The following is a 24,841-nucleotide window of genomic DNA, read 5'->3' as shown; positions in this document are numbered from 1 at the left end:
AGATTGAGACAAAGATTCAGAAAACTCTAATCCTTGTAGTTTAGATTCAAAATATTCTATTATGATTCAAATTTAAATTAAGCAGACATGCAAAATATCTACTAGAGATATGGTCTATAAAGTCAACTTATAACCATATTATCTCTTAAGAATAAGGAACTTATCATGTTCAGGATAACTTGATATTCTTATTAATTTTTTAGTGCATTTTATTAAATAAATAAATTTGATAGTTGACCAAAAATAGAAAATGAATTATTTACTTCTTGGATTATTAAAATTAATATATTTACATAATGCTTGCAATAATTTTGTTTTGATACTATTAGTAGAGATATAAACAAAAAAGCAGATTACAAGTGTTCATCAAATTAAAATATTTTCGATATCAACTGTTTTAGAAGCTAGATTTATTTCAGATAAAACTAGTTTCGCTATCATTTTCTAGAGGTACATAACTATGTCTAATTTATTTGTAGAACTGAGTGATAACCAACAAGAGCTAGTTTCTGGTGGTTTCTTTGGTCCTGAACTATTTAGTTATAATTATTTAGAGCAGGACTTCTCAACAGATATTGATGTTGATGATACCTATCAAACTAATGCAGCTCTATCAATTGGTAAAAATAATTCATCAGGGGCTGCAGCGAAGCAAGATCTTACTGTTTTATCTTTTTCCTAAGATAGCTGTGAGAGATAGACTGACATTTTCTTCCTAGTAATAGGCATCAAGGAAGAGATGAATCGTTATCTAGTTTTCAGCCTAAGCTTTAAGTTTTTTCTATGATATATACAAGTGAGGCACATAACTATGTCTAATTTATTTGTAGAGCTGAATGATGACCAACAAGAGTTAATTTCTGGGGGTTCCTTTGGCCCTGAACTATTTAGTCGTAATTATTTAGAGCAGGATTTCTCAACAGATATTGATGTTGATGATACCTATCAAACTAATGCAGCTCTATCAATTGGTAAAAATAATAGGTCAGATGCATTTGCTATGCAAGATCTTACTGTTTTATCTTTTTCCTAAGATAGCTGTGAGAGATAGACTGACATTTTCTTCCTAGTAATAGGCATCAAGGAAGAGATGAATCGTTATCTAGTTTTCAGCCTAAGCTTTAAGTTTTTTCTATGATATATACAAGTGAGGCACATAACTATGTCTAATTTATTTGTAGAGCTGAATGATGACCAACAAGAGTTAATTTCTGGGGGTTCCTTTGGCCCTGAACTATTTAGTCGTAATTATTTAGAGCAGGATTTCTCAACAGATATTGATGTTGATGATACCTATCAAACTAATGCAGCTCTATCAATTGGTAAAAATAATTCATCAGGGGCTGCAGCGAAGCAAGCTCTTACCGTTTTATCTTTTTCCTAGTAATGTTGAGCAATTTCTAGAGATACTTAATAGATCTCTTGCAAAATTCATCTCACAAGATATTAGGAGAATTTTCTGAAATCTATATCATCAATGGTTTGTCCATAGATATAAATGCTGAAAAGCAGCAAAGACTTATTTTGGCAAGCCTATGATCATAAAAAAAGAATTTTGTAAGAGATCTAATAAGGTAGTTTTTCTAAAGAGAGTTTAAGTGTTTCAAACTCTCTTTAGATTTTTTTGAGGTGAACTCATCATGTTTCATAACCCTATACAAGAAAAACTTTTTATAAGTTTAGGAGAGAAGCAGCAAGAATATATATCTGGGGGAAGTATCCAGATCGATGACTTAGATCTTGACAACCTATTTCCCAAAAATTCTGTGCTCTCTTCATTATTTGGAAATGGTGGTAGTACTTATGTTCAAAAAAATGAAGTTAAAGAAGTAGGTGAAAATAGCTCAGCGAATTCATCAGTAAGTCAATCAAGAACAATCATTACATAACTTGTTTATATATTAGTTCTCGCTATATTTGGATGTACTTTTATTTTAAAATTGTCTTATATCAGCGAGAACTCATCTGCATTAAAAGTAGACATAGCTAGAGCTATTCATTTTTCTTTAGCTATAAATGAGTTCAAATACTATTGCCATGATCATATTTATACCATTATCTATTTTTAGGTTCTGTTATGAGGTCAGTTCGATGATGTCTCGAAATCATAAATCTCAGCTGTTTTCTGATTTAGATGAAACAAAACAAGAATGTATAATTGGCGGATTTAATACTAGTATTAACTCATATTTTAGCTATCTTTTTAAACCTTTTATCAACCAGAAACCATTTAATGAAAATATTACTACACAAGATTTCTCGACTGATGTTGTTATCAATAATGCTGTTCAAGTAAATTTAGCTTTTGCGATTGGAGAAAATAATTCAGCTTCAGCAATTGCTCAGCAAAGTATAGCTACTCTAATTTAATGTTTTATAAATACACTTTTCTGGAATTTTGTATTCACATGAGTATTTTGCAGCCAGAGCAGCTACATTTTGTTCAGGAAGATGAATTTTTACCCTCTATTAGTCCATGGGTCTCACTGGGTGGAATGATTCTTATTCTTGTATTTGGTATTGCTGTAGCACTATCCTCTGTTATCAAATTCAGCATTACCGTTAAGGCACCTGCAAAAATCCGTCCTGCGGGTGGCTTGAGTATAGTTCAAAGTAGTATTGAAGGTACGGTTACGAATATAAATGTAGAGGAAAACAAGGCCGTCAAAAAGGGAGATATAATCGCACGATTGGATGACACTAGCTTACAAAATCGAAAAAGCCAGCTCCAAGGTGACATTCGCTCCATAACCCTTCAACGGTATCAGATCAATGCTCAATTAAGAGCTTTAGATAATCAGATTATTGCTGAGTCATGGTTGGTTACACGTTCTATTGCGGCGGCTGAAGCTAATTTGGCTGAGAATTGGCGTCGCTATAAGGATTTACAGATTAGTACTGAAGCTGACTTAGAAGAAACTCAAGCAGGCTATGATTTAGCCGATGAAGCATATCAACGCTTCAAAGAGCTGGAAAAATCGGGTGCAATCGCTAAACTGCAAGTTCAAGAGAAAAGAGCTTCTTTAAAAGCTGCAGCTGCTAGATTAAAGCGAGTCAAAGTAGCCTTAAATCCTACTAATGCCACGATTAACAAAGCGTTAGAGCAAATCTCTCAAGAAAAAGCTAGAGGAAATGTTACTATCGCAGGCTTAAATCAACAGAGAGAGCAGCTAATGCGAACTCGTATAGAATCTCAGAATCAGTTGCAGCGTACTCAAAAGGAGCTAGAGCAAATTAATAGTGAACTACGAGGAACTCATATTCAAGCTCCTATCGATGGCACCGTTTTACAACTGAATCTTCGTAATCCTGGACAAGTGGTACAACAAGGGGCAGCGATCACTCAAATTGCCCCCCGAAAAGCTCCAGTAATTATCAAAGTAAAAGTGAGTGCCCAGGATATTAATCAGGTTAAAAAGGGACAAGCTGTGCAAATGCGAGTCTCAGCCTGCCCCTATACTGACTACGGAATCTTGCATGGAACCGTTAAGGCTGTATCCCCTGATGCAATTTCAGTAGGTGAAACTGTGGCTCCTGCTGCTAGCCCAACCTTTTATGAGGTCATAGTTCTGCCACGGTCTCTATATATGGGAAATCAACAGCGCTGGTGTCGTTTGCAATTCGGGATGGAAGGACGAGCTGATATTATCTCTCGCCAAGAAACCGTCCTCCAGTTTGTCCTCAAAAAAGCACGATTAATATCTAATTTCTAACTTATTCACGAATGATCATCAGGCTTTAGCAAACAATTATTCCCTTCCATGCATAAGATTGGAGAGCAGATTCTTGATATACAAGAATTTCAGCAATATTTAGATAAGTGATCTTATGGCATGAAGGGAGTAAGGCACACTATCTATGGCTGCTTTAATGCTTCATAATCCAATATTCAACTCACGCAAGAGCTACCAATGTATCAAACAATGGAGTGAAGAAGACTGTGGAGCAGCTTGTTTAGCATCCATATGTAAGTATTACGGTCGTTTACTCAGCATCACTCGTAGTCGAGAAGTTGTCGGCACTGGACAGTTAGGAACAACTCTCTTGGGATTGAAACGAGGAGCAGAGTCGTTAGGCTTTAATGCCCGATCTGTTAAAGCATCAGAAGCCTTAGTTGATCAGTTGCAGGAAATCTTGCTGCCAGCCATTATCCACTGGAAAGGCTATCACTGGATTATTCTATATGGAAAACGTGGTCATAAGTATATCGTCGCTGATCCAGGAATCGGAATTCGCTATCTCACCAAACGAGAGCTTTTGGAGTCTTGGAATGGAATCATGCTCTTACTAGAGCCTGATTTTGAGAGACTTAATGATGTAGATGAAGTACAGGCCGACGGCTTTTCTAGATTTCTGAAACGAATTTGGCCTTATCGAAATATTTTAAGCCAAGCACTTCTCATTAATATTGTCTTAGGTTTATTAGCATTATCCAGTCCATTCCTTATTCAGATTCTGACAGATGATGTCTTGGTTCGTCAGGACTTGGAACTTCTAACGGTAGTTGTTGTGGGTGTGGTTATTTCGCAAGTTTTCAGTAGTAGCCTTCGGCTCATGCAGTCGAATCTAATTGCCCACTTCAGTCAAAGGTTGCAGTTAGGACTCGTCCTAGAATTTGGTCGTAAGATTCTATCTTTACCTTTGGGTTACTATGAAGCCCGACGTAGTGGCGAAATTGTCAGCCGTTTGCGCGATATCAATGAAATTAATCAGCTCGTTTCGCAAATTGTTGTTCAAGTTCCTAGCCAAGTATTTGTCGCCATTATTTCTCTAGGATTTATGCTATTTTACAGTGCCAGCTTGACCCTAGTAGCTGCTGTTGTCGCATTAATTATGGCTTTGTCAACATTACCTTTTTTACCCACTTTGCGGCAGAAGACCCGTGATTTATTGATTTTATCTTCAGAAAACCAAGGAATCTTAGTGGAAACCTTTAAAGGTGCACTAGTGCTAAAAACAACAAACTCTGCTCCCCAATTTTGGGAAGAGTTTCAGTCAAGATTTGGTCGTCTCACAAATTTAACCTTTAGTACGATTCAAATCAGTATTCTAAATGGCACCTTCACTCAGTTTATATCAGGTATCGGCAGTGTTGCCCTCTTAACAACGGGCAGCTTGTTGGTGATCAAGGAAGAAATTAGCATTGGGCAACTGCTGGCTTTCAACACTATGCAAGGCAATCTTCTGGCACTTATGTCAGTCGTGATTAGCTTAACAGATGAATATTTTCGTGCCCAGACTGCAATTGGACGTATCTTAGAAGTCATTGATGCAACACCGGAATCTATTGGCGAAGCCAAGAAGCCCCTCGTCCAACTCTCTAGCGAGTACGATATTACTTGCAAACAGTTGAATTTTCATCATACGGGTCGAGTCACCTTACTGGATGATTTTTCTTTGAAGTTACCTGGAGGAAAAGTAACTGTGGTCATTGGGAAGTCAGGCTGTGGTAAAAGTACTCTAGCCAAGGTAATCTCAGGACTGTATCAGCCTCAATCAGGCACTGTGCGCATTGGTCCATTTAACTTGAAAGATCTATCGCTGGAATCACTCAGACAGCAAGTATCGTTTGTTCCCCAGGAACCTCATTTTTGGAGCCGTTCAATTATTGAAAACTTTCACCTGGGTAATCCACAGCTTTCCTTTGAAGATATTATCAAGGCTTGCCAGATCGCTGATGCAGATAGCTTTATTAGTGAATTACCCAATACCTATCAAACCGTATTGGGAGAGTTTGGCGCTAATTTATCGGGTGGACAGCGACAACGCTTGGCTATCGCTCGTGCCATTGTCAATAATCCTCCCATTCTTATCCTAGATGAAGCTACAGCAGGTTTAGATCCAGTTAGTGAAGCAGAATTATTGGATAAACTCTTGCAACATCGAAAAGGAAAAACCACAATCATGATTTCCCATCGACCTAGTACCATTCAGCGAGCTGAGTGGCTTGTTCTCATAGATAAAGGTCAAGTCAAATTAGAAGGTGATTTTAAGACTTTGTCTAAATTGCCTGGGGAACATCTGAAATTTTTAATTCATTAGCTCCTATAAGGAGGAATATTATGTCTCACTTTTCTCACACTCAACCATCTAAAGTCATTTCAACTAAACTATTTGACGAGGATGTGATTGTGGACATCCTCGAGCGGGATCAAGAAGTTATCTCTGGAGGATTTGGACTCACCTACTTCAATATAGATATTGAGGAAATTTATACTACGGCATCTTCATTTTCAGAGGTTGAAAACTCATCTCCAAATTCAGGAAGTCCTTTTACTAGAGCGAGTTCTACAAAAGATGCATCTTATGGAGCGAGGCGCGTTTCTATAACTATAGGAGGATTAATACCAATCTCATCAATTAGCACATTTGTATCTAATATCATTCGTTTGTTTTAGAAGTCGGCCAGGTTCAAAGCCAGGGTGGAAGAGGAACAGATCATTGTGCTAGCCTCAAAGCTAAAGTGCTACAAGCCTGTGAATTCGTACAAATATGCCCAATTAATATACTCTTATCGACAACATAATAATCTGTTCCGCTTCCATTGAAGATCAACATCTGCAATAAGTTGCTTGTCCAAGGCAAACTTTGCGAGAGCGTGGGCGTGGGCGATCGCTTACTCGGAAATGTCGGCGGCAAGACTTTGCCAATTTTTGGGGCGGCACGATTAATTGAGATTCAACAAATCATTATCTGTATTACACGAAAAATGATCCATTTCAGACTCGACGCTGAAATTCTTTCCAGGAATGACGTTGAGAAATCTGCTGTTTGTTGGTGGTTCTGTTTGCCTGATCTGGAAGCGTTACAGATTATTGAGCTAACATGCCTTTAATTCTCTTGTAGTATTAGGTGTTTGACTGTCAAACTATGGAGGAGTCTAGAGACACCAAGCCTACCCTTATCACTTTGACCAAGCACTAACAGCGATGGCCTATTCTTCCTACGAGCAATTTTCAACCGTCACCGAAGCACTCAGTCAGCGTAACGTTGACTATTTGAAAAAGTTGCTCAATTTGTTACCTATAAGTCACAAATTGACTCGGAAGAATGACCTCGTTAAAGAAATTGCAACTCATCTGCAAGGGAAGAAGCTAAGAGCCATTTGGAACACACTTGACCCGGTTCAGCAAGCTGCCGTAGCAGAAGCGACTTATTCAATAGATGGTCAGTTTCAAGCCCTTCCGTTCGAGGCCAAGTATGGTAGCCATCCACATTGGGGAGAGCGAAAATATGGGTACTTTCATACTCCCTCCGCTTTAGGATTGTTCTTCTATACCAGCAATCGGTATTCTTCTGAACCGGGTATAACTCTCCCTGGTGATCTCCATCTGGAACTCCAACAATTCGTTCCTCAACCTAAGAAGTTAACCCTAAAGACATCAAAGGAAAAGCCCACCCTTTGGGCGATGGAGCGAATCTTGTATGACTATCAATCTAGAACCGAACAAATTATCACCGAGCATTTACCGATTACTCATGTTGAAACAGAACGAGTCGCCCATCAGGATCTTCTGGCCATCCTTCGTCTGATCAACCTGGGCAAAGTTGCCGTGAGTGACAAGACCTACCTCCCCTCTGCTGCAACGATCAAAACAATATCACCCCACCTTCAAGGTGGGGACTATTATGACGAATTTGTCCCGACTGAGGACTGGCAGGAAAATCACCCGATTGGCCCCATCAAATCTCTCGCTTGGCCCCTCATTGTCCAAGCCACTGGACTTGCTTCTCTATCTGGCAAGAAATTAGAACTCACCCCTGCCGGTCAAAAAGCATTAGGCACAGACCCGGCTAAAACGCTTCAGATCGCCTGGAAAAAATGGCTCAAGACTCGACAGTTTGATGAATTGCGTCGTATTGATCAAATTAAAGGCCAAACCGGAAAAGGGAAACGAGGATTGACATCTCCACCCAATCGCCGGTCAGTTATCTTGGCCGCCCTTCAGGGTTGTCCAGTCATGGAATGGATCGATGTATCAGACTTTAGACGGTATATGATTGCGACCCATCAGACCTTTGTTGTGAGTCGAAATCCAGAAAACCTCTACTTTCTTGAATCTGGTTATGGTGACTTATACGATGCTGGGTCGGACTGGAGCATTTTGCAGTCATGCTATTTGCGGTGCTTCTTGTTGGAATATGCTGCTACCCTTGGCCTCATTGATGTCGGTTATGTTTCTCCCTATGACGGAGAAGTGGAGGAGGTGAATGATTACTGGGGAGCAGACAACTTGGCGTTTGTGAGTCGATATGACGGTTTAGTCTGTTTTCGGGTAAACGCCTTAGGGGCTTACTGTTTGGGATCAGTTACTCAATACACTCCTACTGCAGTGGCCGTGGAATCGACCCTCCGAGTTCTACCCAATCTAGACGTGATCGTGACGGGTCAACCCCTTACTAGTGCTGAGACCCTAGTGTTAGAACTGTATGCCAAACAGGAGTCTGATGTTGTCTGGAAGCTGAATCGGGAGCAAGCCTTGAGTTCTCTTGCCTCTGGCCATGGCCTCAAAGACCTGCAGCAATTTCTGGAAAAAGGCAGTCTAGATCCATTGCCGAACACGGTCGAGCAGTTTATAGCAGATTTAGAAACTCGGAGTCAGAGCTTAGTCGATCAGGGGACCGCTCGGCTGATTGAATGCAATGACCCCATGCTTGCCACCCTGATTGCCAACGATTCCCGTACCAAGAAATTCTGTTTTTTAGCAGGCGACCGTCATCTAGTGGTGCCCACAGATGGAGAGACAAAATTTCGCAATGCCTTACGAAAACTCGGTTATAGCATCTCCCTCTCCTAGAAAATGACCTACATTGCTGAAAATGCCTTAATCATTCAGAGTGATCGCTCCGTACTCTTGGAGGTGCATGCTCCCACTGCTGATGCTGCTCGGGAAGCGATCTCCCCTTTTGCGGAATTAGTCAAAAGCCCCGAACATATCCATACCTATCAACTGACCCCCCTCAGCATTTGGAATGCTCGGGCTGCTGGGATGCCCATATCAGAGATGATTGGAGCACTCAAACAGCATGCAAAATATCCCATGCCAGATGCCGTGGCTCAAGAAATTGAGGCATTGGGACAGCGGTATGGATTAACCGTGATTGAAAAAGATGGGCTCCAGTTGTTGCTGACGATTGCCACCCTACCTTTAGTCGAACTCTTACGCAGAGACGAGCAGGTCTCTCCACTGTTAGGGGTACAAAAGTCTAACCGCTCCTTTCAGGTTGACTACAGTCATCGAGGACTTCTGAAACAAGCCTTGCTGACAGCAGGCTACCCAGCTGAGGACCTTGCAGGATACGTGGATGGGGAGGCTTTATCGCTCCAGCTGCTCCAACAAACTCGAACTGGTTCATCGTTTCACCTGCGACCCTATCAACAAGACGCTGCAGATATGTTTTATCAAGCGGGAAGTACTCAAGGTGGGAGTGGGGTGATTGTTTTGCCCTGTGGAGCGGGCAAAACAATGGTGGGGATGGCCGTTATGGCTGCAGTCCAAGAACATACCCTCATTCTTACCAGCAATCTGACCTCCGTCCGCCAGTGGCAGCGGGAGTTATTAGATAAAACTAACCTGCCTGAAGATGCCATTGCTGAATACAGTGGTGAGCAAAAATCAACCGGCCCAGTTACCCTGGCAACCTACCAAATTCTCACCTATCGACCTTCACCCGAATCTGAGTTTCCACACTTTAAGCTGTTTAATGCTCATGCTTGGGGACTGGTCATCTATGATGAAGTCCATCTGCTCCCTGCTCCTATCTTTCGAGTTACGGCTGAGTTACAGGCTCGCCGCCGCTTGGGACTAACCGCAACGCTAATCCGTGAAGATGGCCGTGAGGGGGATGTGTTTGCACTGATCGGCCCTAAACGCTATGACGTCCCTTGGCGAGAGTTGGAAGGGCAAGGCTTTATCGCCACTGCAGAATGTACTGAAATCAGGATTGGCCAAGACCCAGAACGGCAAATGGAATATGCCCTGACTCCTCGCCGACAGCAATTTCGGGTCGCAGCGGAGAATCCACGCAAGCTGAAGGTCATAGAGGAGCTATTGCAGCAAGAGAGCGGGCATCGAATTTTGATTATTGGTGAGTATATTTCCCAGCTCCAAGCGATCGCTGAATTGATAGACTTGCCGTTAATTACTGGGAAAACTGCTCAAAAGGAACGGGAACGGCTTTATGGAGAATTTCGCCAAGGGAAATTTCAGGGACTCGTACTATCCAGAGTAGGAAATTTTGCGTTGGACTTACCCGATGCTGATGTTTTAATTCAGGTCTCAGGTAAATATGGTTCGCGTCAGGAAGAAGCTCAGCGATTGGGCAGAATTCTCCGCCCCAAGGCAGATGGTCACCCTGCACAGTTTTATAGTCTCGTCTCATTACAGACCTGCGAAGAGGATTTTGCTCGACATCGACAATTATTTTTGACGGAGCAAGGTTACAGCTACCAGATTCAAATTATCGACTGAGCTAAAGTCATGTTCTCAACTCTGAGCGCTGGACGGGTTTGTCTATAGATCTTCAGAAAAGCATCCGTGGTTTTAGCGACACTACATCTTCATTAAATATAGTAACTAGCTCCTGATACTCTTAGCTCTGGCAAGGATTTCAAGATTATCAGAGGTCATCCAGTATGCTCGCACAATTCAAACTGCGCTTTACCCAATCAACACGCAAAAAGATTGAAGCTAAACTGCGCCAGGCATACGGGAGTCAGAATTTACGTCTGGTCAAACGTATTAGTGCTTTATTGCAGCTTGGTCAAGGTGGTTCAGTGGCACAGGTAGCTGAAACATTGGCACTAGGCGAACAAACGATCAGGGATTATCTGCATGCATTTCTAAAACGAGGTATCGCTAGCTTTAGATACAAAGCGTCTCAAGGACGTCGCAGCAAACTCACTCCACGGCAACGACAACAGCTCAAGTCATGGATTAAAGCAGGTCCGCTCAAAGCTGGATACGAGTGTGGTTGTTGGAGTGCATTAATGGTTCAAGACCTGATTGCGAAACGCTTCAATGTTTCCTATCATCCCATTATGTGAGTACTCTACTGAGGAACTTAGGCTTTTCATTTCAAAGAGCACGGTTTGTTGCAGCTCATCTCAATGAAGCCAAGCGACAAGAATGGATGACACACAAATGGCCTGAGATTTTGCGTTTATCAGCAGCCAAAGATGCCCTAATTTTATTTGGGGATGAGGCCAGTTTTGCGCAGTGGGGGTCGTTAAGCTACACCTGGAGTCTTCGTGGAGACCAGCCAACATTGCCCACCAGTGGTAAACGGAAGGCTTACAAGGTGTTTGGATTAATTGATTATCATTCTGGTCAGTTCTTCTATCAAGGTCAGACGGGACGCTTCAATTCTGAAGGGTATACTGCTTTTCTAACTCAAGTACTCCAGCAGACTCACAAGCATATTATTCTCATTCAGGACGGGGCTAGATATCACACCAGTAAAGCAACTAAGCAGTTCTTTGACCAGCAATCCGCTCGCCTTACTCCTTTCCAATTACCCACATATTCTCCTGACTTCAACCCAATTGAATTCTTGTGGAAGAAACTCAAAAAACGCAGCACACACCTACGGTTCTTCAAGCAATTTGATGACTTAGTTCAGCAGGTCGATGAGGGGCTACTGTACTTTAGTCAGACTCCCAATGAAATTACTGTCTTAATGGGCAAATATTGCAAAACCTTGGGTACACAAGCTGCCTAGCTAATCACGGATCTTTATCTGTAGATCTATAGCTAAGGACAGCCTACCCAAAGAGAACATCCTCCAGAGACTGATATAATTCCTGCATGTTCGATTCCACCTGTAAGTTCCTTGCAGAAAGCTTTTCCAGTGATTTTGCCTCTTGGCTACTCGGTGAACCCATTCCGCTCACTGAACTCAGTCCCTCAGAACTATCACTCGAACCAATCCGAGCCGATGCCTTAATTCTTCTAGCTTCTGATGAATATATTTTGCATGTTGAGTTTCAGACTAAACCGGATCCAAATATGCCTTACAGGATGGCTGATTATCGTCTGCGAGTCTATCGTCGCTTTCCCCAGAAGCAAATGAAACAGGTGGTGATATATTTGACGCCATCCCAATCCTATTATGTTTACCAGACAGCCTTTGAGATTCCGGGAACTCGCCATGAATTTGAGGTAATCCGCCTTTGGGAGCAACCAACAGAACTCTTTCTGGAATCGACGGGGTTGCTTCCATTGGCGGTTTTAACCAATACCCCAGATCAAGCTCAAACTTTGCGACAGGTGGCTGAACGTATTGATGCAGTTCCAGAAATACGGGCTCAAAGTAATGTCGCAGCTTCAACCGGAATCCTAGCTGGGTTAACATTGGAGAGGGACGTCATTAATCAAGTTCTGCGGAAAGAGATTATGCAACAGTCAGTTATCTATCAAGAGTGGAAAGAGGAATTCGAACAGACTGGCATTACCAAAGGTAAGCTTGAAGAAGCCCAATCGCTTGTCCTCCGCCTGCTCACCCGACGCATTGGTGACATTCCGTCAGAGACGCGATCTCAGATTCAATCTCTCTCCCTTGACCAACTCGAAACCTTGGGCGAAGCCTTGCTCGACTTTACGAAAACTGCTGATCTCATAACCTGGTTAGAGGAACACTCCACTGGGGCATCATGAAATGGCATCCCTTGACCCAGGGACTTCCTTGAGCCACTTGACTTTCACTGAGCAATCATCCAACTCCGCCAGCAGAGTTATATCCCACTCCATCTGCGAGAGAATCGCTGACAATTCATTGTCTTCCCCAACAACCGTCAGCTCATACTCATTCCCTCTCGGCTTGGGTTTGACCATCTGAAACTGACTCAGCACCCGCTCCTCGATCTCCTTTCTAACCTTGGCCTTTTTCTTCCCTGAAACCTCAACCGTCAGCCTCACCTGAACCGCATTCAAGGGCAGATCCACCGCAGTAATCTTGGGCCAGTTCGCAGGCTCCTCAGTGACAACTTTGAGCTCAATCGCCTTTTCTACCACTGGCACCTCGCTAAATTCAACCAGCTCTTCCAAAGACATGGGCTGTCGCTCCATCTCCCCTTTGTTTTCCAGAAATACTCCTTTAGCCGTCCGATACCTGACCTTCTGGGAATAGACCTCGAATGCCTTCACAGATCGCTGCCGCATCAATGTCATCGCCAGGTAAGCATCCATGCCATTCTCAATCAACTGACTGGCATAGGTATGTCGTCCTTTATGGGGATGAATATCAGGCCAGCCAGCATCCTGAGCCAAAGCCTTGACCAGCTTATAGATGCCCTCATACCCCAACCGCTGCCCCTTATTTCGATGACTCGTAGAGGCAAACATCGGATCATCCGCTGCCATCCCTCCCTCGCAGTCCTTCATCCGAATTTGGAGATTTGCTCTTAGGGCTTCATCCGTTAGATCATCGACTGGCACCTTACCCACGGACCCATGCTTGGCCTGCCGAATTGTGATCTCCACCCCGTTATAATCCCCGGCATTCAGCAGAGAGATTTCCTCAGCTCTTAACCCGGCATAGATCATCAAACAGAGAATGGCTCGGTCCCGGATCTCAGTACTCCGACCTACCAACGCTTCAAACAGGGCCTCCACCTGAAACAGTTCCAGGTTCTTTCCCTCAGTCTCTGGGGTCACGGGAATACTAATCGCTGCACTGGGGTCATCCTCGATATACCCAGCCTTGATCAACCAAGAGAAGAAGCTCTTGATCGCAATCAGGACAGCCCCCACTGACCCCTGCTTCAACTCCCGACCCGACTCCAGATAAGTCTTGTAGCGCTTCAGATCGTTCATGGTAATCTGATGCCAGTCCTTATTCACCCACAAACTGAACTGCCTCAAATGACGTTCATAGTTTCGCTGGGTGTTGGCCGCCAGATTCTTCAGGGTGAGGAACTGTTCGATTCGTTGCGATCTCAGATTCACCACCGCTGGCTTCACCGGAATCGGGGTCCTGCTCTCCTCTGATTTTCCCTTTTCAAACTCAATGAGACGCACAGGCGGGATGTCGGAAGTTTGAGAGAAACGCGACATAAATTACACCACTGAATCAGCACTTGCAGATCACTATATTAGATCGGAGATTTTAATTCCAGATTTTATACCAAAATCTGTATTACACGAAAAATTACACGAAATAATGGTCTTCCCAGGCCCGACTCTGTAATGTCGTACACACCATAACTTTGCCGCTCCGGCAACATTATGCTTTTCTGGTTATGGCCAACGAACAAGCTCAAATGTCCGACTGCATCGATTTGTTAGGCGGTGTATAGTTCAGCCCTGAAAAGTGAGTTCAGAAGGGAAATATGGCAATCAGCCAGGCGTTGTCCTCTCTTCGATTCCGAGGTATTGAAGTGCTGCCTGACGTTCTTCCGTATTTCGGACGTGGAAAAAACAAGCGTCGCTATTATTAACTTCATTAAAAAGCTGAGGCAAAACATTGCTCGGGAACTGCCAGATAATTTGGCAGAGTCGAGGGACTATCAATATTTCAGGGCATCTATCGGGCAGTCCAGGCCTACTTCGGAAGAGGTACCTCCAATTTCTGCGTGCGCACCTGCTGTATGACGTCAACCTGCTGACGTCGAGGAGAATAGTGACATCAGCGGCCCTAAGAGGCCTAAAACAACGGAAGCTGCGATATGGGGCAATTTAGTATAAATGCACTATGGCACTGAACCAATTTCTGGCGTTACAGCGTTTGCGAGCTGACTAGATTTTCAATAAGCAACATTTAATGAGAGTATCTGAAACCGTTGCTATTCATGACTTTTAGGTTTAAGCTGCCCCAAAACGCAGCTTCGGTCGTTTGAGGCCGTTTAGTCCGAATCTGTTCACTAAAGTGAGGCAAGAACTTTGCTTCCCAATCTCGCACGGTTTCATGGGTAAATGTAAAGCCACGGATCAAGAAGTACTCGGCCACATCTCGGTAGCTGAGTTTGTAGCGTACTCGGAGTAGGAGTGCCTGGAATACTATGTCTGTGGGGACTGCAATAAAATTGAAGGGAGTGCCTGTGCGTTCATTGTAAGTGCGGCGGCATTGCTTACAGCGGAACATGTCATACCCGAGGTTCGTTTTACGCTGAAGAAAAGAGACTCGGGTTGAGTGGCAGTGAGGACAATCCATGGAAGGTAGACGGGGGTTAGCTTAGGGTAAGCAATCAGCCTATCAGATGGATGCAAATCCCTCAATTTTGACTACTCAAAGCTGACAATTTCCTATCCGAGGAATCGTTGTCATACCCCTATATATTTTCCCCCGGTTTAATCACTCTCCCCCAACTATGCTGATTCTTTAAAGAAAAGAATGATATCTGAATGCTGATTCTCCAGAGCGTAGTCCATTGCATTCATATTTGCTGAATCTTTATGCTTCGGGTCCGCACCCGACTCTAAAAGAACTTTGACAGCGAGGGAATGGCGATACTTAGAAGCTTCAATTAAAGCAGTTGTCTTGTCATGAGTCATTGCATTGACATCCGCACCAAAATTTATCAAAGTAGAAATAATTTCAATCTGCCTAGTTCGCATAATAGGTGTCATATCATCATAGTCATCAGCTAAATTTGGATCGGCTCCAGATTCAAGTAAAGCAAGAGTAACTGGTAGTCGAGACTCTACTGGTCTTCTAATAACAGCACTATTTAATAATGTTGATCCATATTGAGTAAAATCATTAATTGGGATGTTTCCAGTTAAAAGTTTTTTGACCTCACCAATACTGCCCTTACGCACTACATCATAAGCATTTTCCATTATAGGATTGATATTTTCATCTCTAAAATTCTGTCGAATCCCTTTCTGCAAGAAATACTCCGCATCACCCAATAATTCTGATTGTGTCATGGGTAATAAGAAGTTATATATATTTTGATGACCTGACAAGGCAGCATTAATAATCGGAGGTTCTCCACATATAGTCTGGTTGACATTTGCACCAGCATTGACTAGGAGTTTAACTATGTCTAAATCCCCATTGTTAGCAGCAATAAATAATGGAGGATGAACCTCACTATTGATTGGAAGTGAAGGATTAGCACCAGCATCCAGAAGAATAGAAGCGATTTCATAATTACCTTCATCTACTGCAGTAGCTAGTGCTGTTTCCTCCCCAACAGTAAGATTTATATCTGCACCATATTTTATAAGTGTTAGTAGTATTTCTAGAGACTCATATTTTGAGGCGAGTACTAAAGCATGTACTAGATCATGCTCACTCCATTTTTTTTTGCAAAATATAGCGGTGAATTTATCTATTTGATTACTTTTAATCGCATTCCTCAAGTTAAGCCATTCAGGATTTATCTTTTCTGACATAATAAAAATTTGCTTATCGTTCTGGGAAGAAACTAACGACAAATAAGTGAACCCCTTTTTTGTTAGCTCGCTCCTTTAGTTTTTCTTCATTTTTTTGGTTGTCAAATATTGTTATATAGGTTGCGACAGGAATATATTGGTGTTTATTTTCTAGATCTGCATATCCAATAATTGCTCGAAACTGATTCCCTCTCTTTCCTTGTCTAGATTCTATATGTCTGGCATTTTTCTTAGCATCTCCAATTAAGTATGCCTTTGGATTCTTATCAGTCGAGGATGCAAAAAGTAAAAAATCGTCTTTTCATGCTGGAAGATAAAACTCCCTATCCTGATGAAGAATATAGCACTACGGGAATACGTTAGTACACTCCTTAAAGGCAGCATCTACACAATCACGAAAAGTGTCAAACTCATCCCATCGCTGCTTCATCCAGTTTTTGAATACAAACCACCATCGCTCAATTTTGTTGAGATCAGGAGAATAGCTCGGTAGATACCAAATCTCACACCCTGCTTCAGCTACGATTTCTTCGATACTTTGTCCATGGTGAAAACTGGCATTATCAATCACGATAATATCGCCAGGGTGCAGCTGGGGCAGGAGACTCTGCTGTAACCACGCCTCAAATAACAAACGATTGCAAGACCCTTCGAAAGTCATCGGGGCAAATAACTGTCGCTCTTTGAGCGCAGCAATGAAACTGACTCGCTCTGTCCGCTTGCCTGATTTAAGGTCATAGAATCGTTGACCAATGGGGCAATATCCATAGGGATAATCCGCTCGATTATCGATACCTGCTTCATCCACATAGACTATCTGGTGAGGATGTTTGGTCTGTAACCGCTCTATAAAGGCTTGGCGTTGCGTTTCATCCCGTTCTCGATAGCCATAGGTCTTTTTTTTCGACTCAAGCCTAATTTCTTCAAGGCATCACTGATATTTTGCTGGGTGACATTATCACCCCATAATTTAGCCATTTGGGCCTGAGTCTTTCCCCCATGCTCTTGAGCAAATTCACGAAAGCGCTCCCAATCTGTAATTTTGTGGCGAGCTCCTTGCTGGTAGTGGGTAATGGCCTGACAATCACCGGTCGATTCCTCTCGCGCTATCCATAAGTGCAAGGTGTTCCGACTGATGTTTAACATCCGGCATACGTCGACTTTCCGTTCTCCATTCTTGACCGCAGCAATCGCTTTGCAGCGAAGGTCATAACTATAGGGGGCTGGCATACTTCTGCAGTGATAGCTTCTATTTATAGTACTAACACAGTTTCGTAGTGCTATAAAAGCACGAGAATAGCTATCGGTATGCCATACAACTCTATATAGGTGGCGATTGCTGTACGTTTGCGATCTCGACTAACAACATGAAGTTCTTGCCAGGACTGACTTTGATTGATTTGGTCTTGGTTGGTGGCTTTCTAGGGGATGGACTCTAAGTTATTTTGCATGGTCCGAGTAGAAGGATGCTCTGGACCCAAGACGACCTCTACTATCTTTAGTGCTTGCTTTAAATAAGATTTGGCCTCCTCATACCGTCCTTGGTTTTTGTAGAGTAATGCCAGGTTATTGAGGCTAAGAGCGACATAGGGGTGTTCATTGCCCAATAGCTTCTGTGTCATTTGTAAGGCTTGTGTATAGAGGGGTTCTGCCTCCTCATACCGTCCTTGGTTTTTGTAGAGTGCTGCCAGGTTATTGAGGCTAAGAGCGACATAGGGGTGTTCATTGCCCAATAGCTTCTGTGTCATTTGTAAGGCTTGTGTATAGAGGGGTTCTGCCTCCTCATACCGTCCTTGGTTGTCGTAGAGTGCTGCCAGGTTATTGAGGCTACCAGCGACATCGGGGTGTTCATTGCCCAAGAGCTTCTGTCTCATCTGTAGGGCTTGTTTATAGAGGGGTTCTGCCTCCTCATACCGTCCTTGGTTTTTGTAGAGTGCTGCCAGGTTATTGAGGCTAGTTGCGACAGAGGGGTGTTCATTGCCCAAGAGCTTCTTTTTCATTTGTAGGGCTTGTGTATAGAGGGGTTCTGCCTCCTCATACCGTCCTTGGTTCTCGTAGAGTCCTGCCAGGTTATTGAGGCTAAGAGCGACAGAGAGGTGTTCATTGCCCAAGAGCTTCTTTTTCATTTGTAGGGCTTGTGTATAGAGGGGTTCTGCCTCCTCATACCGTCCTTGGTTCTCGTAGAGTCCTGCCAGGTTATTGAGGCTAAGAGCGACAGAGAGGTGTTCGTTGCCCAAGAGCTTCTGTGTCATCTGTAAAGCTTGTGTATAGAGGGGTTCTGCCTCCTCATACCGTCCTTGGTTGTCGTAGAGTAATGCCAGGTTATTGAGGCTAAGAGCGACATCGGGGTGTTCGGTGCCCAATCTTTGTTGAGTCTGTTCCAGGCATTTTTGTCTCCAAGGTAAAGCCAATGCATAGTTCCCTTGCCCTTCATAAAATCGACCAATACCGACATAGGGCCAAATCAATTGATCATCACCGAGGTGGTCAATCCACTGGTTGATCAGTTCCTCTAGATGGGGAATGCTGGCACTCATCTGGGCAATCACATCAAGCGTTGGACTGTCATCAATACCCTGAGCAACTGCAACCATTCCTCTGCAATAATCGGCTTTGAGGGATTTCCCCTGTTCGGAATCCTCATTCAACTTAATCCGAAAGAACTCCTGAACAATTTGATGGAGTTGGTAGGTACTCTGTTCTATTCGTTTGAGTAGGTTCCTATCTTTCAAACCTTCATCTCTGATGTCTTCTAAGTCATCCTTATCCTGTTCGGATAGACATCCTTCAACCAAAGTCCAAGGAATAGGAGCAACCGCAAACATCCCCAAAAAGCAAGCCAGTTCCTGCTCTGCCTCATTCAGCTCTACCCAGCTTAATTCCAACGCAGCAGCGACCCCAAACTGTGCGGTCATTCCTGATGCTGGAGTCGTCAGGGCTTTGGCTTCCAGTCGCTTGGAGTCAAGTCGCTTGATCAGCTTTTGGAGGGACCAGTCTGGCTTTCTGGCTAGATACCGTCCCACTAACTCTAGTCCCAAGGGCAATTTACCCACCCATTCACATAAGGCTTGGGCATCGTCGAGCTGAGCATCAATGCGGTCGGCTCCAACTAAGGTTCTCAGTAGGGATAAGGCACTCGTATCGCTCAGTTCTTTAATGGAAAGGGAATGAACGGATAGACCTAAATCCTGTCGGGTGGTGATCAGTACTTTATACCGTGGATCTGATGGCGGTAAGTACGGTTGGACAGTCTTAAGGTCCATCACATCATCAAAAATAATCAGCACCTTTCCGATGGGCCATTGCCCCCAGATATAACTCACCTGTTGGTCTTCATCGAGTCTATCCGGGAGGGTCAGGACTAACTTGGTCTGGGCAAATTCGATAATTTGGGCGGCTAGCTCCTGGCCTTTCACTCGCAGCCAGCAAAGTCCTCCAGGGTACTGACCCTGATCGAGCTGGGAGATGGCATATTGCAGGGCAAGTTCAGTCTTTCCGATCCCACCCATGCCTGCTAATGCAGTGAGGGCTACTGGATTGTTCTTTTGGAGGAGCTGGTGCAAGTCCTGCAGCATTTGGTCACGACCGACAAATTTAACGACACCGCTGCGAGGGAGGTTATGAGGGGGACTTGCCTGGGAAGATGACGAGGCTTCTGGTCCCTGGCCCTGATGACTCTCCGTTGGTGGACTGTGCCCTGACGAAGAGTTGTCTACTTTTTTAGTGGGGTCTCTACCGCCCTCCGTATCCCGTTGACGACATCCAAAAATGCCTCATCGCGATCAGCCCATTTCGTCACGGGCTTGGCATCTTTAGGGAGTACCTGAAGCTTACTGAAGGGTGACCCTTTCCAGTCACAGGGACGCAGAATAATAGGGATGACTCGGGCTGTGCCTTCGTTATGGCGGTCTATCGCTCGTTGCATCTCAATGTCATAGCAATAGTTAGAGGCCATAAAGGGTGGGCTGACCAGTAGCAGAATGATTTGAGCGGACTCCAGATGGCCTTTGATTTGGGTTTCCCATTCTTCCCCTGCTTCAATCGCCCGATCATGCCAAGCAGCAATTTTCCCCTGTCGTTTCAGATTGGAGAGATGGATGTCTAACTCTTCTCGCAAATCATCGTCTTTATGGGAATAGGAAATAAAGACCTCTAAGGGGGCATCGGCGTTTGGAGTCATGGGAGAAGGCGTAGGTGTTGGACGAGCTTGAGCCTTGGGTTGATCCTGATCCTTAGTTTCCTCTGTAATGGGCTTTTTAATCAGAACGGGAGTGAGATGTTCTTCAATGCCTTCCATACGAATGGCGGTGCAGCCCAACTTGAAGGCAAACTCCACATCTCGTCCTGACCCCAGGGCATCATAGAATCCCACGGCAAAGGAGATCGCCGCTTTATCCCCAATCGCCCGTTTCATCCCGATCACATAGGGAATATGTTCTGAGATGGCCTTTGCTTGCACCTCGGTATAGCAGCCATTGAGGACTACGCAGCGCAGTTGATCGGCAAACAGGTTAAACAGGTCTGCAATCGCCTCACCACTGACCAACTGGGTGTTGCCACTGACATCCTCAAAGGCCAAGCCCTCATCCCCATTCCCATGGCCTGAGAAATGAACGATCTGGGGATTCAGATCTAGCATGGCCCGCTGAATATCATGGGGGCGAACCGCCAGTCGCTGTTCAAGCTTAAACTCATCTCGATGTTGAGCCCGCTGTAAACCCTCACCAATATCCCTTAACTCCTGATCCAATCGAAGAGGCTGAGTATCTTTAGGATTTGCAGCGAGAAAGAGAATGGTTTGGGCAGTCATGAGGGTAGGGCAGATAAATTCGGGCAAAAGATAGTGGAACGTTCAAGTATTGAAATGCGACATCGATAGCCTTCGGTTGTGAAAGAACACCCCGAACGTTAAGGCAGGAATTGGAGGGATATTAGAACGATTTAAGTCATGAGATGACCTCCCCGCCGTCTGAAAAGCTGGGGCCTTCTAGCTGCAGAAAGTAAAGCTGCCCCCCAAAATCTCCAGCAATGACGGTGCGACCATCTAGGGCAATCTCACAACATCGAAACGCGCCTTCTCCCGTGAAGCTCATCACTTCCATGCCCATCTCCAGGTCCCACACCTTCAGGGTATTGTCATTAGACGCGGAGACTACGGTTTGGCCATCGGGGCTGATGCTCACGCCATTGACAGTGGAAGTATGTCCGGTGAGGGTGCGCTGCTCCTGGCCCGTCTCCAGGTCCCACACCTTCAGGGTCTTGTCCCAAGACGCGGAGACAAGGGTTTGGCCATCGGGGCTGATGCTCACGCCCTCGACAAAGTCAGTATGTCCAGTGAGGGTGCGCCGCTCCTGGCCCGTCTCCAGGTCCCACACCTTCAGGGTCTTGTCCCAAGACGCGGAGACAAGGGTTTGGCCATCGGGGCTGATGCTGACGCCATTGACAAAGGAAGTATGTCCGGTGAGGGTGCACTGCTCCTGACCTGTCTCCAGGTTCCACACCTTCAGGGTATGGTCACTAGACGCGGAGACAAGGGTTTGGCCATCGGGGCTGATGCTGACGCCAAAGACAGAGGCAGTATGTCCGGTGAGGGTGCGCTGCTCCTGGCCCGTCTCCAGGTCCCACACCTTCAGGGTCTTGTCCCTAGACGCGGAGACAAGGGTTTGGCCATCGGGGCTGATGCTCACGCCCTCGACAGCGAAAGTATGTCCGGTGAGGGTGCGCTGCTCCTGGCCCGTCTCCAGGTCCCACACCTTCAGGGTATGGTCACTAGACGCGGAGACTACGGTTTGGCCATCGGGGCTGATGCTGACGCCATTGACAAAGTTAGTATGTCCGGTGAGGGTGCGCTGCTCCTGGCCCGTCTCCAGGTCCCACACCTTCAGGGTATGGTCACTAGACGCGGAGACTACGGTTTGGCCATCGGGGCTGATGCTGACGCCAGTGACATGGGAAGTATGTCCGGTGAGGGTGCGCTGCTCCTGGCCCGTCTCCAGGTCCCACACCTTCAGGGTATTGTCCCCAGACGCGGAGACTACGGTTTGGCCATCGGGGCTGATGCTGACGCCAGTGACATGGGAAGTATGTCCGGTGAGGGTGCGCACTAATGCTCCCCCCGCTTGGTTGAGATGGGGGAATAGACACCTTATCCAGCACTCTCCCGGTCCCTGAGCTAAAGATTGAGTCAAAGCGGTCACATGGGGTAAGTCTTGACTCATCAAACGCCCATAGAGCTGACTGGGAAGCTGCTCAGGATACTGATTTAAGACATGGCTAGATAACCGCAACCCACTGTGGACAATGTTGAGGTCTTTGTCCTTGGGTAAGGTTTCATAGTCCAATAGCAGGGCATTGATATCGGTGACGCCCAATTTGTGGTGAATCCAACGATAGTCCCAGAGTAATTGCCATAACTCATCGGTGCGTTCTGCCTGCTGGAGGTGATGGGCCAAATGCTCAAAGAAATACCCGTCCTTCGGTCCACAATGCCATCCCTCTGAACAGCTCTGGTGATAAGCCTCCAGAAGTTGCTGATGCAATACCTTCTGGTCGGCTTGCTGGGCTTGTAAATAATCCTGCTGTAAGTCATGGAGGCTGACTTGCCGCTGGGGATAGTCCCCCTCTAGCCGCAGCATGCCTTTCCTCGATAAGGTGGTCAGGATTTTGCCCGCATCTCGCTCCTTTAATGCGCCGGTATATTGCCATAGGCGAACAATAACTGCTTCAGGAATCAATTCATCGGCTGGAAATACTGCCAGTTCTTGATAGCGCTCGGCAGCGATGGGGTTGGTTGCTGCTAAGACCGTTGCACTGACATGCAGGGCTTTGAAGACATCGGGGTAGGAATAATGACTAAACTGTTTTTGGATAAATTCAAGATCTGAATCTTGTAAGGCGCTGAGAACATGGGGCCAAGGGGTCAAATCTCGCACCATTGCGCCACATTGGGCCAGGGCTAAGGGCAAGTTGCCACATTCTCTTGCTACTGTCTGGGCTTGGGAGGGTAGATCTGAGATGGGGACGCCCACCCAGGCGGCTAATAACTCCAGCGCCTGATCCTCATGGAGTACCGAAAGGGAAAAGTCAGTGGCCCCTAATCCTGTGATTAATTCTGAGTCACGGGTCGTCACTACCAAGGTACTGTGATGTCCCAGGACATTGAAGACTTCTGCATCCGCGATGCGCCAGACATCATCTAGAATCAATAGACTTTGGCGTCCTTGCCATAGGGTTTGGAGTCGGGTTTTTCCTTCATTGATATCTTCAAATACCTGGCGTTCACCACAGAGGGCTGCTGCTAGATCGATTTGCTGAGCCAGTAGGTTGGGTTCTATCCCCACGGTTAGCCAATAAATACCGTCAGGGAATGCCGATTGAACTTGAGGGTCACGAGCTAGGGCTGTGGCCAACACCGACTTGCCAATGCCCCCCATACCCTGAACACCGATGCGTTGCCCGGTCATGACTACAGGCTGGGCTAGATCCGTAAGGACCTTCTCTCTTAGGGCCTTTAGGGTCTGAGGACGAGGTAAAAAGTGAGGGGGTAACTCTGGCACTTTCCAGAGTTTTTCATGGGTCTGCTGTTCGGGTAAGGGTTGGAGGGGTGCGGATTGAAGGCTAGATTTTTGGACCAACACTGGGGTGAGAGATTCGGGTAAGCCCTCGATTTGAATGGCACTGCATCCCAACTTAAAGGCAAATTCAATGTCTCGGCCTGCACCCAAGGCATCGTAGAACCCAACGGCAAAGGCCAGGGCCGCTTCGTTGCTAATGGCCTGCTGCATGCCTACTACATAATCAATATGTTGAGCGATGGCTTGAGCTTGCACCTGGGAATAGCATCCATTCAGAATGACGCAGTGGATGTACTCAGCAAACAATTCAAAGAGCCCTGCTAGGGCTGCACCCGTGACGAGTTTGGGATTGCCCGCTTGATCTTCAAAGACGAGTCCTGCTTCTCCTTTGCCACTGCCAGCAAAGTGAATAATCTGAGGAGTTTCATCCAGTAATGCCCGTTGAATATCTATAGTACGCACATCCAGGCAGGGACATAGAGTGAACTGATCTCGATGCTCAGATCTGCGTAACCCGTTTTTAATGTCACGTAATTCTCGTCCGAGTTGACGCAATCCATCTGGGTTGCTGGCAAGGAATAGAATGGTTTGCTGTTCTGGGCTCGGACTCGTCATTCAGCGTTAATCTAAGGGATATTTTGTTGTCTTTTTTCTATTGGGTTGAGCGTTTAGAACTGACGGTCTGCGATAGATTGCTAATGATGACGGAGCGCTATTTTGAAATTTAATTTAATTACATCTAAAATTATCGGCACTTTTGATATGCTTTACGCATTTATTAAGGATATTTCTTGAATCTAGGGCGTTGGTGGGGATGGAAATAATTGCTTTTTTAAGTGCTTTTTAATGGCTTACTAGTTTGATTTAGTCCTGTCAGCCCCTCGATTTTGATGATCTATTCAAGGGTATTGATCCAAAAGAACGAAC

The 24,841-nt window shown here is 45.1% G+C and carries 20 protein-coding genes and 1 pseudogene; 14 read left to right on the top strand and 7 right to left on the bottom strand.

Annotation, left to right across the window (positions count from 1 at the left end):
- Positions 1-460: 460 nt before the first annotated feature.
- The 14 genes from I1H34_RS31330 (at position 461) to I1H34_RS31265 (ending at position 12,656) form a co-directional block, all read left to right on the top strand.
- Complete coding sequence (locus tag I1H34_RS31330; RefSeq protein WP_212667203.1) at positions 461-682, top strand: CTB family bacteriocin; 222 nt, start codon at positions 461-463, stop codon at positions 680-682.
- Between the two features lie 129 nt (positions 683-811).
- Positions 812-1,033, top strand: coding sequence for a hypothetical protein (locus I1H34_RS31325; RefSeq protein ID WP_212667202.1), 222 nt, complete (start codon positions 812-814; stop codon positions 1,031-1,033).
- Between the two features lie 129 nt (positions 1,034-1,162).
- Positions 1,163-1,384 (top strand): hypothetical protein, encoded by a 222-nt coding sequence (locus I1H34_RS31320; protein WP_212667201.1) that lies wholly within the window; start codon positions 1,163-1,165, stop codon positions 1,382-1,384.
- 256 nt (positions 1,385-1,640) lie between these two features.
- Entirely contained in the window at positions 1,641-1,889 is a 249-nt protein-coding gene (locus I1H34_RS31315; RefSeq protein WP_212667200.1) for a hypothetical protein, read from the top strand.
- Positions 1,890-2,091: 202 nt separating this feature from the next.
- The gene (locus I1H34_RS31310; RefSeq protein WP_212667199.1) at positions 2,092-2,370 is read left to right on the top strand and encodes a hypothetical protein; all 279 of its coding nucleotides are present in this window, start codon (positions 2,092-2,094) and stop codon (positions 2,368-2,370) included.
- Entirely contained in the window at positions 2,370-3,713 is a 1,344-nt protein-coding gene (locus I1H34_RS31305) for an HlyD family secretion protein (protein ID WP_249370342.1), read from the top strand. Before I1H34_RS31310 ends, I1H34_RS31305 begins: the two co-directional genes overlap by 1 nt.
- 145 nt (positions 3,714-3,858) lie before the next feature.
- A complete protein-coding gene (locus I1H34_RS31300) occupies positions 3,859-6,042 on the top strand; it encodes a peptidase domain-containing ABC transporter (RefSeq protein ID WP_212667198.1) in 2,184 nt (727 codons plus the stop codon).
- 20 nt (positions 6,043-6,062) lie between these two features.
- Positions 6,063-6,398, top strand: a complete 336-nt coding sequence (locus tag I1H34_RS31295) for a hypothetical protein (protein WP_212667197.1) — start codon at positions 6,063-6,065, stop codon at positions 6,396-6,398.
- Between the two features lie 206 nt (positions 6,399-6,604).
- Positions 6,605-6,835 (top strand): hypothetical protein, encoded by a 231-nt coding sequence (locus I1H34_RS31290; RefSeq protein ID WP_212667196.1) that lies wholly within the window; start codon positions 6,605-6,607, stop codon positions 6,833-6,835.
- 94 nt (positions 6,836-6,929) lie between these two features.
- A complete protein-coding gene (locus tag I1H34_RS31285; RefSeq protein WP_212667195.1) occupies positions 6,930-8,798 on the top strand; it encodes a hypothetical protein in 1,869 nt (622 codons plus the stop codon).
- A gap of 3 nt (positions 8,799-8,801) precedes the next feature.
- Entirely contained in the window at positions 8,802-10,472 is a 1,671-nt protein-coding gene (locus I1H34_RS31280) for a DNA repair helicase XPB (protein WP_212667194.1), read from the top strand.
- Positions 10,473-10,636: 164 nt separating this feature from the next.
- Positions 10,637-11,047 carry a helix-turn-helix domain-containing protein gene (locus I1H34_RS31275; RefSeq protein ID WP_212667193.1) on the top strand — a complete coding sequence of 137 codons (411 nt, stop codon included), beginning with the start codon at positions 10,637-10,639 and terminating at the stop codon, positions 11,045-11,047.
- Positions 11,044-11,721, top strand: a complete 678-nt coding sequence (locus tag I1H34_RS31270; protein WP_212667192.1) for an IS630 family transposase — start codon at positions 11,044-11,046, stop codon at positions 11,719-11,721. The genes I1H34_RS31275 and I1H34_RS31270 overlap by 4 nt, the downstream gene beginning before the upstream one ends.
- An 86-nt stretch (positions 11,722-11,807) precedes the next feature.
- Entirely contained in the window at positions 11,808-12,656 is an 849-nt protein-coding gene (locus tag I1H34_RS31265; RefSeq protein WP_212667191.1) for an Rpn family recombination-promoting nuclease/putative transposase, read from the top strand.
- On the opposite strand, the gene I1H34_RS31260 is transcribed toward I1H34_RS31265, so the two are convergent.
- From I1H34_RS31260 to I1H34_RS31230, 7 genes and pseudogenes are all read right to left on the bottom strand, one after another.
- Complete coding sequence (locus I1H34_RS31260) at positions 12,651-14,054, bottom strand: tyrosine-type recombinase/integrase (RefSeq protein WP_212667190.1); 1,404 nt, start codon at positions 14,052-14,054, stop codon at positions 12,651-12,653. The genes I1H34_RS31265 and I1H34_RS31260 overlap by 6 nt on opposite strands.
- 784 nt (positions 14,055-14,838) lie before the next feature.
- A pseudogene (locus tag I1H34_RS31255) lies at positions 14,839-15,150 on the bottom strand (IS6 family transposase); the annotation flags it as partial.
- 155 nt (positions 15,151-15,305) lie between these two features.
- Positions 15,306-16,340, bottom strand: coding sequence for an ankyrin repeat domain-containing protein (locus tag I1H34_RS31250; protein ID WP_212667189.1), 1,035 nt, complete (start codon positions 16,338-16,340; stop codon positions 15,306-15,308).
- A 346-nt stretch (positions 16,341-16,686) separates the two neighbouring features.
- A protein-coding gene (locus I1H34_RS31245; protein WP_212667188.1) for an IS630 family transposase occupies positions 16,687-17,570 on the bottom strand; the annotation gives its coding sequence in 2 pieces (ribosomal slippage) (positions 16,687-17,241 and positions 17,244-17,570; 882 coding nt in all).
- A 191-nt stretch (positions 17,571-17,761) separates the two neighbouring features.
- Positions 17,762-19,915, bottom strand: coding sequence for a tetratricopeptide repeat protein (locus I1H34_RS31240; protein ID WP_212667187.1), 2,154 nt, complete (start codon positions 19,913-19,915; stop codon positions 17,762-17,764).
- Positions 19,916-20,052: 137 nt separating this feature from the next.
- Positions 20,053-21,150, bottom strand: a complete 1,098-nt coding sequence (locus I1H34_RS31235; protein WP_212667186.1) for a TIR domain-containing protein — start codon at positions 21,148-21,150, stop codon at positions 20,053-20,055.
- Positions 21,151-21,286: 136 nt separating this feature from the next.
- Entirely contained in the window at positions 21,287-24,529 is a 3,243-nt protein-coding gene (locus I1H34_RS31230) for an NB-ARC domain-containing protein (protein WP_249370341.1), read from the bottom strand.
- Positions 24,530-24,841: the final 312 nt, after the last annotated feature.

Origin of the sequence: Acaryochloris marina S15, from assembly GCF_018336915.1 — a bacterium.
Taxonomy (GTDB): domain Bacteria; phylum Cyanobacteriota; class Cyanobacteriia; order Thermosynechococcales; family Thermosynechococcaceae; genus Acaryochloris; species Acaryochloris marina_A.
The sequence above is the reverse complement of the archived record's forward strand: the minus strand, read 5'-3'. Positions and strand labels throughout refer to the sequence as shown.